Consider the following 12841-nt stretch of genomic DNA (forward strand, 5'->3'; position numbering starts at 1 on the left):
GAGGGCGGCACGGTCGTGCGGCCCGCAGCGATCCGCCAGGGAGGCCGACATCATGACCGCGACCACCACCGTCACCCCCAATGCCGTGCTCCGTGTGCCCCCGGCGTCCCCCGCCGCGGCCGCCGCCTACTTCGGCGCGAGCCTCGCCTTCCACGCCGACGTGTCCGACGTCGCCTCGGCGCTCGCCGCCGACGGGGACCCGGGCTTCGTCGTCATCGACACCCGCTCCACCGCCTCGTGGGACCAGGGACACGTACCCGGTGCCGTCCACCTGCCCACCGCGCTCATCGCCGAGCAGGCCGGGCAGCTCCTCGACAGGACGGTGCCCGTCGTCACGTACTGCTGGGGCCCGGGCTGCAACGGCGCCACGCGCGCGGCCCTCGCCCTCGCCGAACTCGGCTTCCAGGTCAAGGAGATGCTCGGCGGCTTCGAGTACTGGGCGCGGGAGGGCTTCGCGTACGAGACGTGGGAGGGGTCCGCGCGACGCGACGCCGACCCGCTGACGGCGCCGGTCGACTCGGACAACTGCGGCTGCTGACACCGCGAGAGGGACCGCGTGCGGGCGGCGCCAATAGTCGCCGCCCGCAACGGAGTTACAGCTGGGACAGCTCGTCCACCAGGTCGTCGAGGCCGAGCGACCCCTGCGAGAGAGCCGCCATGTGCCAGGCCTTCGCGTCGAACGCGTCCCCGTGCCTGGCCTGCGCGTTGGCCCGGCCGAGCAGCCACGCGCGCTCGCCCAGCTTGTAGCCGATCGCCTGCCCGGGGATGGACAGATAGCGGGTCAGTTCGCTCTCCACGAAGTCCGCGGGCCGGCTGCTGTGCGCCCCGAAGAACTCCTGCGCGAGGTCGGGCGTCCACCGCTCGCCCGGGTGGAACGGCGAGTCCGCCGGGATCTCCAGCTCCAGATGCATACCGATGTCGACGATGACGCGGGCCGCGCGCATCATCTGCGCGTCCAGATACCCGAGCCGCCGCTCGGCGTCCGTGAGGAAGCCCAGTTCGTCCATCAGGCGCTCCGCGTACAGCGCCCACCCCTCGGCGTTGGCGCTCACCATGCCGACGCTCGCCTGGTAGCGGGAGAGGCTGTCCGCGACGTGCGTCCACTGCGCGAGCTGGAGATGGTGGCCCGGCACGCCCTCGTGGTACCAGGTGGAGACCAGGTCGTAGACGGGGAACCGGGTCTGGCCCATCGTCGGCAGCCAGGTGCGCCCCGGCCGCGTGAAGTCCTCGGACGGCGCCGTGTAGTAGGGCGCCGCGGCGCTGCCGGCCGGGGCGATCCGGGACTCCACCTTCCGTACCCGCTCCGCGAGTTCGAAGTGGGTGCCGTCCAGGGCCTCGATCGCCTCGTCCATCACGCTCTGGAGCCAGCGCTGCACCTCCTCCACACCCTCGATGTGCGTGCCGTGCTCGTCGAGGTGCGCGAGCACCACCCAGGGCGTCGCCGCCCCGGGAAGGATCTTCTCCGCCTCGGTCCTCATCTCGCCGAGCAGGCGGTGGTACTCCGCCCAGCCGTACGCGTACGCCTCGTCCAGGTCGAGGTCCGTGCCGTTGTAGTACCGCGACCAGCGGGCGTACCGCTCACGGCCCACCGTGTCGGGCGAGCCCTCGATCGCGGACGCGTACACGTCGCGCATCCAGTCGCGCAGCTCGACCACCGCGGCCGTCGCGGCGGCGCCCGCCGCGTCCAGCTCGGCGCGCAGCGCGTCGGGCCCGTCCGCGGCGAAGTCCTCGAACCAGCCGCGCCCTTCGCCCGCCCACTCGGTGAGCTGCTCGATGAAGGTGGCGGTGGGACGCGGTCCCCCGTGGAGCTTCTTCTCCAGGCCCAGCGACAGCGTCTCGCGGTATCCGGCGAGCGCCCCCGGCACGGCGCGCAGCCGTTGGGCGACGGCCGCCCAGTCCGCGTCCGTCGCGGTCGGCGTGAGGGTGAAGACCTCCCGCACGTTGTGCACGGGGCCGCCCAGGTTGGTGACGGCCCGAAGGTTCTCCTCCGCGTCGTGCACGGCGAGCTCGGCCGTGAGCCGCTCCCGCAGCAGTCGCCCGCAGCGGCGCTCGATCGCACGGTCGGCGCCGGGCCTGCGCTCGGCCTCGTCGAGCCGCGCGAGGGTCGCCCGCGCGAGATCGGCGAGGGCCTCCTGACCGGCGGGTGAGAGGTCGGGCAGCCTGCTGTGGCTCTCGGGCACACCGAGGTAGGTGCCGGTGACGGGGTCGAGGGCGATGAGCTCGTCGACGTAGGCGTCGGCGACCTCGCGCGGGAGCGGTCCGGTGACGGCTGCTGCTGTGGCTGGCGAATCTGACATGCCGCCATCGTCGTACGAGGTGGGGGGCCGCGTCATCAGGATTCACCGACGGCGTCGGCCGCCGGGGGCAGGAGCGGGCCGCACTCCCACTGCTGGAAGATCAGCCGCGTCTCGACGCGCGCCACCTCGCGGCGCGCGGTGAACTCGTCGAGCACGAGACGCTGGAGATCGGCGGTGTCGCGGACGGCGACATGCACCAAATAGTCGTCGGGGCCCGTCAGATGGAAGACGGACCTCGCCTCCGGCAGCGCCCGGATCCGCTCCACGAACGGGCCGACCAGCTCGCGCCGGTGCGGCCGCACCTGCACCGAGAGCAGCGCCTGGAGCCCGCGGCCCAGCTTCGCCGGGTCGAGGCGCAACTGATGCCCGAGGATCACGCCGGACCGGCGAAGCCGGCTCACGCGGTCGAGGCAGGTGGACGGCGCGACACCGACCTGCGCGGCGAGGTCCCGGTAGGTGATGCGGGCATCGTTCTGAAGGAGGCGCAGTATGTGCAGGTCAACCGGATCGAGTACGACGGAATCGGCCATCGGCCGAACGTAGCACGGACTTCCGCCGGTGAACCCCGGCCATTGTTCAGGCTGTCGTCCATGGACAACGACCTGTACGCAGGGACGCGCCCGGGCACCGCCCACCGGCGGGCCCTGGCCACCGAAGCCGTGCACGCCGGCCGCGACGACCTCGCCGGACTCGGGCTGCACGCCCCGCCCATCGACCTGTCCACCACCTACCCGTCGTACGACAGCCGCGGCGAGGCCGCCCGTATCGACGCGTTCGCGGCGGACGGCGTCGTCGACGAGGGCCCGCCGGTGTACGCCCGGCTCGGCAACCCGACCGTCGGCCGCTTCGAGACCGCGCTCGCCCGGCTCGAAGGGACCGAGAGCGCGGTCGCCTTCGCGAGCGGCATGGCCGCGCTGACCGCGGTGCTGCTCGTACGCAGCGGCGCCGGGCTGCGCCATGTCGTCGCCGTCCGGCCGCTGTACGGATGCAGCGACCACCTGCTCACCGCCGGGGCGCTCGGCACCGAAGTGACCTGGGTCGATCCGGCGGGCATCGCGGACGCGATCCGGCCCGACACCGGGCTCGTGATGGTGGAGTCACCCGCCAATCCGACGCTCGCCGAACTCGATCTGCGGGCCGTGGCCCACTCCTGCGGAACGGTCCCGCTCCTCGCGGACAACACCTTCGCCACGCCGGTGCTCCAGCGGCCCGTCGAGTACGGCGCGCGGCTGGTGCTGCACAGTGCGACCAAGTTCCTCGGCGGGCACGGGGACGTCATGGGCGGGGTCGTGGCGTGCGACGAGGCGTTCGCCCGGCAGCTGCGCCAGGTGCGGTTCGCGACGGGCGGCGTGCTGCATCCGCTCGCCGGCTATCTGCTGCTGCGCGGCCTCGCGACGCTGCCGGTGCGCGTGCGGGCCGCGTCGGCGACGGCGGCCGAGCTGGCGGCACGGCTGTCCCGGGACCCGCGCGTCGCGCGCGTGCACTATCCGCGGATCGGCGGCGCGATGGTCGCCTTCGAGACCGTGGGTGACCCGCACGAGGTGATCCGAACGGTCCGGCTGGTGACACCGGCGGTCAGCCTCGGCAGCGTCGACTCGCTCATCCAGCACCCGGCGTCCATCAGCCACCGCATAGTCGACGCCTCCGACCGCAGGTCGGCCGGGGTGAGCGACCGGCTGCTGCGGCTGTCGGTGGGTCTGGAGGACGTCGAGGACCTGTGGGCGGACCTGGACCAGGCGCTGGGGGAGCCGGGCGGCGGTACGGGGCGGGCGACCGCGGCACGCCTGCGCGTGCCGGAGTGAAGTAGAGCCGCCTGCCCGGACCGGCCGGAATGAGGAGGGGACCGGTCCGGGCCGGCTCGCGTGGAGTCGGTCCCGGCCGGCCCGGTCCTCAGTGCTGTTCGGCCTGCTCGAACGCCGCGCGGGGTCCCTCGTACGGCAGCCGCGACCTGACCGGAGTCGCCTCCAGACGAGCCGTGATCACCAGCGTGCCCTCCTCGATCTGGTAGTCGAGGGGCAGTCCGAGGCCGCGCATCGCCGCGACCATCCCGGTGTTGGACGCCTGCGTGACCGCGTACACGCTCTCGCAGCCCGCCTCGATCGCCATCGCCACCAGGCGTCCGAGCAGCTCGGTGCCGATGCCGCGGCGCTGCCAGTCGTCCTCGACGAGCAGCGCGATCTCCGTCTCGTCGCCGTCCCACAGCAGATGCCCGAGAGCGACGATCCGGCCCGACGCGGTCTGCGCGGCGAGCGTGCGGCCGAAGCGGGGGCTGAGCAGGTGGTTGAGGTAGCGGTCCGCGTCGCCGACGGGCCCGTGGTAGCGCTTGCTCAGCGTCGCGCGGGAGCAGCGCTCCTGCATCGCCTTGGCCGCCTCCACGTCGTTCGAGTCGGCCCGGCGCACGGTGATCGCGTTGCCCTCGGGGAGCGTCAGGACGTCCTGGCTGCGCGGGATGCGCGGGCCGAGCCGCGCGTCGAGCTCGACCAGGGCGCGGGCGCGCGCGAACTCGGTGGGCGTGAACGGCAGATACGGCCGCTCCACGGTGATCACGCCGCCTTCGGGGGCCCGGAGCCTTATCACGGTGCCCTCGAGCGCCCCCTCCACCGGTGCGCTCTCCGTCATTCGGCCGCTCATCGTCGTGGCCGGCAGTGACCTGATGGTGCACCGGCCGAGCAACTGGCGCAGTGCCAGCGGGAGTTCGGCGGCGTCCAGGGCCGTGCGCGTGGCCAGACCGAGGATGCGGGTGGGCGCGTCCACGAGGTCGTGGGCGTCGGCCCGCTCGATCCAGGTGCCGGAGCCGCCGGCCCGGGACACGACCCGGCTCAGTTCGGCGGCGGGCAGCTCCTGCGGCGCGCGCAGCAGGAACTCGTCCACGGTGCCCTCACCCAGCGGGTGCGTCTGGAGGCTCAGGATGTCCACCCGCAGCGGGGCGAGCGCCGTGCACAGTGCCGCGAGCGACCCCGGCTCGTCACGGACCGTCGTCCGCATGCGCCACAGCGCGGTGGCCGTGGCCTGGTTCGTCGTCTGCGGGCCGGCGCCCGTGCGGACCTCAGTGTCGGGCTGTTCCGACTGCCCGGCGTGCTCCGTGGGGAGCCGCCGGGCGTCTGTATCGCCTGTCGGGGGTGCGTGGTTGTGGCGTCGTGCCCACCATGTGTGGAATCCGGCCGTGGCGAGGAGCGCCACGGCCGAGATGGCGAGCAGTACGGGGCCGCCGGGGCCGTGACCGACGAGGTTCGCCACGGCGTCCGCGACGGCCACGGCCGTGAACAGGGCGGCGAGCTCGACGACGTCGCGCCGCCAGTGGTGGACGGGGCGGCCGTTCCTGGTCCGCCTCACATCAGACATGTCTGGACTCATGCAGCCACTGTGAAGGAACGGTGTTGCGTGATCACGAACGCTTTGTGACCGATGAGTAAAGACTGCTTACGTCCCGTTTGCCGACTACTGTCCGACTCGCCCCGGCTGGAGCACCTTGGAGAACAGCACGTCGCCGCCCTGCTGCCGCAGCCGTACCGTCAGCTCACCGCTGCCGCCGTCGATGTCGACCTCGCCGAAATACTGCGGGGTCTCCATCGGGGACGTGTTGGCCCGGTCCGGCGCCTTGATGAAGCTCTGCTCGGGGCCGAAGGTGGCGTCCAGCTTCACCGCCTGGAAACCGCCCGCCGCCAGCGGGCCGGAGACGAACTCCCAGAACGGCTCGAAGTCCTGGAACGCGGCGCGCGACGGGTCGTAGTGCTGCGCCGACGTGTAGTGCACATCCGCCGTGAGCCACAGCGTGCCCGTGATCCGGTCGTGTTTGATGTGGCGCAGCAGCTCCGCGATCTGCAGCTCGCGGCCGAGCGGCGCTCCCGGATCGCCCTGGGCGACGGCCTCGAAGTTCACCTTGCCGTCGGCCACGACCAGGCCGAGAGGCATGTCGGAGGCGATCACCTTCCAGGCGGCCCGCGACCGCGACAGCTCGCGCTTCAGCCAGGCCAGCTGTCGCGCACCGAGGATCCCGGTCGCGTCGTCGGGCTGCCGGCCCGGGGAGTTGGCGTTGCGGTACGAGCGCATGTCGAGCACGAACACATCGAGCAGAGGACCGTGCCGCAGGACCCGGTACACGCGCCCCTCGTCGTCGCCCGGCGGCAGCGTGGACACGGGGAAGTACTCGCTGAACGCGCGCAGGGAGCGCGCGGCGAGGACGTTCGTGTCCTTCTCCGTGTAGCGGGCGTCGTCCAGGATCTGGCCCGGGTACCAGTTGTTGTGCACCTCGTGGTCGTCCCACTGCGTGATCGTGGGTACCTGCGCGTTGAAGCGGCGCAGGTTCTCGTCGAGGAGGTTGTAGCGGAACGCGCCGCGGAACTCGGCCAGCGTCTCGGCGACCTTGGACTTCTCCTCGGTCGTGACGTTCCGCCACACACGGCCGTCCGGCAGCGTGACGCTGGGCAGGATCGGGCCGTCGGCGTAGATGTTGTCGCCGCTGCACAGGAAGAAGTCCGGGTTCAGGGCGCGCATGTCCTCGTACACGCGGTAGCCGCCGAGGTCCGGGTTGATGCCCCAGCCCTGGCCCGCGATGTCGCCCGACCACAGGAAGCGCACCCCGTCGCGGCGGCCCACGGGGGTGGTGCGGAACGTGCCGGTGACAGGTTCGCCCGTGCGGCGGGGGTCGTCCGGGTCGGCGAGCACCACGCGGTAGTGGATCTGCTCGCCCGGCGGCAGGCCGCGCAGGCGGGTGGTGCCCGTGAAGTCCGTGCCCGCGCCGATCAGCGGCCCGTGCCACTTGGTGGCCCGGTGGAACGACTCCGTCGCGGAGGTTTCCACGATCATGCGGGCGGGGCGGTCGGAGCGCGTCCAGATCAGCCCCGAGTGTGCGCCGACGTCGCCGGCCTGGACCCCCCACGCCGCCTTCGGGCGACCTGACAGGGCGAAGGCCGGCGCGGCGGCCGCGCCCACGGCGGGCAGGGCCAGCGCGGCCGAGGCGGCGAGCGAACCGCGCAGCACCCCGCGGCGGCCGGGCAGAGAACTCGGCGGACGGTGTGACATGAATACGCCTCCAGAAACGGGTTCCGACGCAAGTGCGGTGCCACCACTGCGGGGCGCCGCGGGAAGCCACACCTACGGGCTCACCACGGCGCACACGCGAACCCCAAGTGAACAACTGCCCCTGGGGATCGGGGAACCCGGCGCGCTGCATCGCCTCACACGACCACGCCGCCGTTCAGGCGCGCGTGGCCCCCTCATGGGCCGCGCGCGCGAGGAGACGTACGCCTTCCACGATCCGCGCCGGCGGCAGATGCGCGTAGCCGAGGACGAGGCGCACCGCGCCGTCTCCGCTGCCCGAGGTGCCGTAGTGGGTCAGCGGACGGACGGTGACCCCGGCCGCCTCGGCCCGTTCGAGGAGCTCCTCCTGTGGCCCGTAGCGCTCGGGGAGTCGGGCGATGACGTGCAGTCCGGCGGCGATGCCCGTCACCTGAGAGCCCGGCAGGTGCGCGTGGAGCGCGGCCACGAGGGTGTCGCGGCGCTCGCGGTAGGCGCGCTGGCAGCGCCGCAGCTGACGGTCGTAGTCGCCGCGCTCGACGAAACGGGCCAGGAGGGCCTGGTCGAGGGCAGGATTGCCGAGATCCATGTAGCGCTTGCGCTCGACGACCTCGTCGGTCAGCCCCGCGGGCACGACCATCCAGCCGAGCCGCAGCCCGGGAGCGAGCGACTTGCTCACCGATCCCGTGTACACGACATGCTCCGGGTCGAGGCCCTGAAGCGCGCCCACTGGCGCGCGGTCGTAGCGGAAGTCCCCGTCGTAGTCGTCCTCGATGACGAGACCGTCCACCGACCGTGCCCAGTCGAGGAGTTGAGCGCGGCGCGCCGGTGAGTAGGCGATGCCCGAGGGGAACTGGTGGGACGGCGTCGTCACCGCGGAGCGCACACCCGAGTCCCGCAGCGGCCCGATCGCCGGCCCCTCGCCGTCCAGCGGGAGCGCGGTCGTGCCGACACCGGCCGAGGCGAACAGCGAACCGAGATCGGGGCTCCCCGGGTCCTCGACGCCCACGGACCGCTCCCCGCGCGCGTGCAGCACGAATCCGAGCAGCGTCACCGCCTGTGCCACCCCGGAGCAGACGATGATCCGCTCCGGATCGGCGACCACGCCGCGCCGCCGCGCGAGGAGTTCGGCCAGCGCGGTACGCAGCCGGGGGATGCCCCGGGGGTCCGGGTAGCCCAGCATGTGGTGCGGCAGTTCGGCCAGCACGCCGCGCTGCGCCGCCGCCCACGCGGCGCGCGGGAACAGCGACAGATCGGGGCTGCCCGCCACGAAGTCGGCCCGGGTGCCCGGCGGACGGGGCGCCAGGTCCCGCACACCGGCCGTCGCCGCGGCGCGCACCGCCCCGCCCACCCAGGTCCCCGCACCGCGCCCGGTGCGCAGATACCCCTCGGCGGTCAACTGCTCGTACGCCTCGGTGATCAGCCCGCGCGAGACGCCCAGATCCGTCGCGAGATCGCGGCTCGACGGCAAGCGTGTCCCGGGCGCGAGCCGCCCCGACCTGACGGCGTCCCGCAGCGCCGCCTGGAGCCCGCGGCCACGCGCGCGTGCGGGCGCCGATGCGGCGGGCAGCAGTAACTCCCAGGCGGCGGACGGCGGTTGGATACCGGCTTCCGCAGCGTCTGGACCGGCCGCACCCGGATTGGTCCCCGATGACGTCATGAACGTGGACCTTAATCCGGGCCGCCGTCCTCCTTAGCGTCAGGGCCATGAACGCGCACTCGATCCGAGGGGCTCTGCCGGCCGCCCTCGCCTGCGTCCTCGTCGGCGCCTCCTTCACCGCCAACAGCGTCCTCGGGGACTACCCCTACGCGGGCGGCCAGTTCCTCCGGTACGCCCTCTCCTGCCTGCTTCTGCTGCCGCTGCTCGGCAGGGGCGGCACGGCGCCGCTGCGCCACCTCACCGGGCGCCAATGGGGGCGGCTCGCCCTGCTGGCGGCCGTCGGGATGGTCGGCTTCAACCTCGCGGTGCTCGCCGCGGAGCGCAGCGCCGAACCGGCCGTCCCAGGTGTCTTCGTCGGGTGCGCCCCGGTCGTCGTGGCGGTACTCGTTCCTCTGCTCGCGGGCCGTCGGCCCCAACGGGTCGTCCTCTACGGGGCGTTGCTGGTCGCCGTCGGCGCGTTCACCGTCCAGGGCTGGGGGCGCACGGACACGGCCGGTCTCCTGTTCTCCGTAGGAGCCCTCATCGGAGAGGTCGGTTTCGCCGTCCTCGCGGTGCCGGTGTTGCGCCCCCTCGGCCCGAAGCTGCTGTCCTGCACGGTCTGCGGGGTCGCCGCCCTGGAGTCGGCCTTCGCCGGCGCGGTGCTCGACGGCACGGACATGCTCCGCGTGCCCGATGTCAGCGAGGCGACGGCGCTGCTGTGGCAGGCCGCCGTCGTCACGGTGATCGGCTTCGTGTGCTGGTACATCGGCATCCAGCGCGTCGGCGCCGAGCGCGCCACGCTGTTCTCCGGGCTCATCCCCGTGGCGGCGGCGTGCACCGCGCCGCTCGCCGGCACCGGGGCGTACGGCGTCGCGCAGGCCGTCGGCAGCGCGCTCGTCGGCGCCGGAGTGGCGCTCGGCTCCGGGGTGTTCGGGATGCGGTCAGCGGCTGGTGTCCAGGATGACGCGGGAGACGAGCGCCGGGTCGTCGCTCATGGGGACGTGACCGCAGCCGGGCAGCCGCACGAGGCGGGCCCCGGGGACGGCGTGCTTGGCCCTGATGCCCTGGCGGCGCAGCAGCAGCCGGTCGCGGGTGCCCCAGGCGACGGTCACCGGGATGTCCGGCACGTCGTCCGTGAACTGCACCTCCAGACCCGCGGCGAGGGTCTGCGCGAACCCGGGAGCGTGGCGCAGGGCCAGCGTCTCCGCGATGACCGCATCGGCTGAACGGCGGCCGGGACGGGCGTAGATGGTGCTCGTCAGGGCCGCCCGGCCCGCGGCCGACCGCGCGAGCCGCTCGATCGCGGGAACCGGCAGGGCCCGTGCGCCCTGCCGCATCGCGCGCAGCGTGCCGAACGCGTAAAGGCGCTCGGCCTGCGACCAGAACCCGCCGGGCGACAGCGCGGTGACCGACCGTACGAGCTTCTCGCGGCCGAGCTCCAGCGCGAGCAGACCGCCCAGGGAGTTGCCGGCCACATGGGGCCGCTCGATGCCGAGAGCCGCGCAGAACGAGCCGAGCGTGGCCGTCACCGTCGGAAGGTCGTAGGCGACGCCGTCGGGCAGCGCGGGAGAGGCGCCGAAGCCCGGCAGGTCGATCGCGATCACATCGCGTTCGGCGGCCAGGACCGGGATCACGGGAGCCCAGGCCTGCCAGTGGTGGCCGATCCCGTGCAGGAGAAGCAGGGGCTCCCCGGTGCCCACGCGTTCGTACGCGACGGTCACCTCACGGGGGCCACCGGGGGTTTCGATGCTGAAGGACACCTCTGTGGCCATGTCGCTCCCTGTCCCCGACGCCCGAGCGACGGTTCCTTAGACGGCTTGTCAGCAACAATTACCGCTCAGTAGCCTCCAGTTCAAGGGGGAAGGGGCGAGAGGGGCCCGGTACCGAGCCGTTTGTGGTCACCGCCGCATCGATTCCGCCTGGACACGCGCCGCCCCGTCCGTTGGGATGGAGGAGTGGCAACCGACACCGTGATTGAGGTCTTCGAAGAGCACCGGCCGGTCCTGATGGGGGTCGCCTACCGCATGCTGGGCCGCGTGGCCGACGCCGAGGACGTCGTCCAGGACGCCTGGCTGCGCTGGGCGCAGGCCGACCGCGACGAGGTGCGCGAACCACGCGCCTATCTCGTCCGCGTCGCCACCCGCCTGGCCATCGACCGGCTGCGGCAGGCACAGGTCCGGCGCGAGGCGTACGTGGGTCCCTGGCTGCCGGAGCCGCTGGTCACCGACTTCGGGCCGACCGCGCCCGACACCGCGGAGGCGGCCGTACTCGCCGAGTCGGTGTCGCTCGCCGTCCTCGTCGTCCTGGAGTCGCTCTCGCCGCTGGAGCGCGCCGTGTTCGTCCTCCGCGAGGCGTTCGGGTTCCCGTTCGCCGAGATCGCCACGACGCTCGAACGCAGCGAGTCCGCCGTCCGCCAGCTCGCGGGACGTGCCCGCAAGCACGTGGACGAGCGCCGGCCGCGCTTCGACGTCGACCCCGTCGAGCAGCGCGACCTCACCGAGCGCTTCCTCGCGGCCGCGACGGGCGGGGACCTGGAGGGTCTGATGACGCTCCTCGCGCCCGACGCGCGTCTCGTCGGCGACAGCGGCGGCAAGTCCAAGGCGCCGCTGCGCGTCATCGAGTCCGCCGACAAGGTGGGCCGCTTCCTGCTCGGGGCCGCCAAGGGCGGCGGCGCCGGATTCACCTTCCGGATCGTGGAGCTCAATGGAGGGCCTGCCGTGCTCGCCCTCGTCGACGGCAAGCCGGACAGCGTCTTCCAGGTCGATGTCGCCGACGGCCACGTGCAGTGCGTATACATCGTGCGTAACCCGGACAAGCTCGCGTCGCTCGCCTGACGTCCCCTTTGCGGCGTCCGCGTCACGAAAGCCCCCGCCCCGACCGGGCGGGGGCTTTCGTCGTTTCGCGAACGCGGTGTGAACGCTCTGCGGACCGCATGAACGCTCAGCGGCGGAACCCCCGCGGGCCCCGGAGCGGACCGAGGATTGGTCTTGACCAAGTCGGAGGGCGGGCCTACCCTCGCAGAGATAGTGCAGGAACCTTTAATAAACAAGGGCGCTAAACGCCGCCGGGACACGGCGATTGCGGAGGACAGGGTGGGGACCACGCAGTTGGAAACGGCGCCGGAGCCGAAGTACTGGCACCTCAAGACCGTGCTGACCGAGGCACTCGACTCCGAGTTCGCCGTGGGAGAGATCCTGCCGAACGAGCGGGACCTCGCGGCCCGCTTCGGAGTCGCCCGTGCCACGCTCCGCCAGGCGCTCGAACAGCTCGAACTCGAAGGCAGGCTCCAGCGCCGCCGTGGCGTCGGCACCACCGTCGCCCCGCCCCGCGTGGGCGTGGCGGTCGACTCGTCCGACGACCAGGAGTGGCCCGGCGCCGCCGACGGTGAAGCCTGGCAGGCCGTCGACAGCGAGCCCGCGGTGCCGCCGGCGGCCGTGGCCCGCATCCTCGGCACCGCCCCCGACGAGCGCGTCCACCGGGTGCGCCGTACACGCGTGTCGCACGGCCAGCCCGTCGCTGCCGAGCTGCTCTACGTACCGTCGTCGTCCGTGCCCGAACTCTCCGCCATAGACGCCCCGTCCGGGCCCTCACGCGCGCGTGTCGTGCTCCGCGAACTGGGGCGGCTCGGGCTCGAGGGCCAGGACCGCGCCGTCGAGCTGGGCTCGGCCCGTGCCGACGACGCGAAGGAGCTCGACCGGCTGCCGGGCGCGCCCGTCCTCGTCGTCACGACCCGGTTCTTCAGCGAGGGCGAGACGGCCGCGGTCTCCGTGGCCACCTACCGTGCCGACACCTGCCGCCTCACCTTCGGCGACTCGGGCGGCGTCGAGATCCACCACGGCCCGGACCGCCGCGCCTCCTGACACCCGCGCGGCGAGACCCGCGCGCGTCG

10 protein-coding genes and 1 pseudogene are annotated in these 12841 nt (G+C 73.0%); 5 read left to right on the forward strand and 6 right to left on the reverse strand.

The genetic code is table 11. The annotated features are described in order from the left end of the window. Positions 1–52 precede the first annotated feature (52 nt). Complete coding sequence (locus OG758_RS38810; protein ID WP_326714142.1) at positions 53–538, forward strand: rhodanese-like domain-containing protein; 486 nt, start codon at positions 53–55, stop codon at positions 536–538. 55 nt (positions 539–593) lie between these two features. Here OG758_RS38810 and OG758_RS38815 read toward each other — a convergent pair whose 3' ends face one another. Further along, on the reverse strand, positions 594–2297 hold the full coding sequence (locus OG758_RS38815; protein WP_326714143.1) for a DUF885 domain-containing protein: 1704 nt from the start codon (positions 2295–2297) through the stop codon (positions 594–596). 35 nt (positions 2298–2332) lie between these two features. Then, positions 2333–2827 (reverse strand): Lrp/AsnC family transcriptional regulator, encoded by a 495-nt coding sequence (locus tag OG758_RS38820; protein ID WP_326714144.1) that lies wholly within the window; start codon positions 2825–2827, stop codon positions 2333–2335. A gap of 60 nt (positions 2828–2887) precedes the next feature. On the opposite strand from OG758_RS38820, the gene OG758_RS38825 reads away from it, so the two are divergent. Next, complete coding sequence (locus tag OG758_RS38825; protein WP_326714145.1) at positions 2888–4099, forward strand: trans-sulfuration enzyme family protein; 1212 nt, start codon at positions 2888–2890, stop codon at positions 4097–4099. A gap of 88 nt (positions 4100–4187) precedes the next feature. On the opposite strand, the gene OG758_RS38830 is transcribed toward OG758_RS38825, so the two are convergent. The 3 genes from OG758_RS38830 to pdxR all read right to left on the reverse strand — a co-directional run bounded on the left by OG758_RS38830 (position 4188) and on the right by pdxR (position 8973). After that, on the reverse strand, positions 4188–5639 hold the full coding sequence (locus OG758_RS38830) for a GNAT family N-acetyltransferase (RefSeq protein WP_326714146.1): 1452 nt from the start codon (positions 5637–5639) through the stop codon (positions 4188–4190). A gap of 96 nt (positions 5640–5735) precedes the next feature. After that, a complete protein-coding gene (locus tag OG758_RS38835) occupies positions 5736–7319 on the reverse strand; it encodes an alkaline phosphatase D family protein (protein WP_326714147.1) in 1584 nt (527 codons plus the stop codon). A 175-nt stretch (positions 7320–7494) separates the two neighbouring features. Continuing rightward, entirely contained in the window at positions 7495–8973 is a 1479-nt protein-coding gene (gene pdxR, locus OG758_RS38840; protein ID WP_326714148.1) for a MocR-like pyridoxine biosynthesis transcription factor PdxR, read from the reverse strand. Positions 8974–9020: 47 nt separating this feature from the next. On the opposite strand from pdxR, the pseudogene OG758_RS49165 reads away from it, so the two are divergent. Next, positions 9021–9377: pseudogene (locus tag OG758_RS49165) on the forward strand (EamA family transporter); the annotation flags it as partial. A 516-nt stretch (positions 9378–9893) separates the two neighbouring features. On the opposite strand, the gene OG758_RS38850 reads toward OG758_RS49165, so the two are convergent. After that, positions 9894–10724, reverse strand: a complete 831-nt coding sequence (locus OG758_RS38850; RefSeq protein ID WP_326714149.1) for an alpha/beta fold hydrolase — start codon at positions 10722–10724, stop codon at positions 9894–9896. 183 nt (positions 10725–10907) lie between these two features. Here OG758_RS38850 and OG758_RS38855 point away from each other — a divergent pair, with 183 nt between their 5' ends. Beyond that, positions 10908–11786, forward strand: a complete 879-nt coding sequence (locus OG758_RS38855; protein WP_326714150.1) for an RNA polymerase sigma-70 factor — start codon at positions 10908–10910, stop codon at positions 11784–11786. Positions 11787–12044: 258 nt separating this feature from the next. Continuing rightward, a complete protein-coding gene (locus tag OG758_RS38860) occupies positions 12045–12812 on the forward strand; it encodes a GntR family transcriptional regulator (protein WP_227293472.1) in 768 nt (255 codons plus the stop codon). Positions 12813–12841 lie beyond the last annotated feature (29 nt).

It is taken from the genome of Streptomyces sp. NBC_01474, from assembly GCF_035918215.1.
Taxonomy (GTDB): domain Bacteria; phylum Actinomycetota; class Actinomycetes; order Streptomycetales; family Streptomycetaceae; genus Streptomyces; species Streptomyces aureus.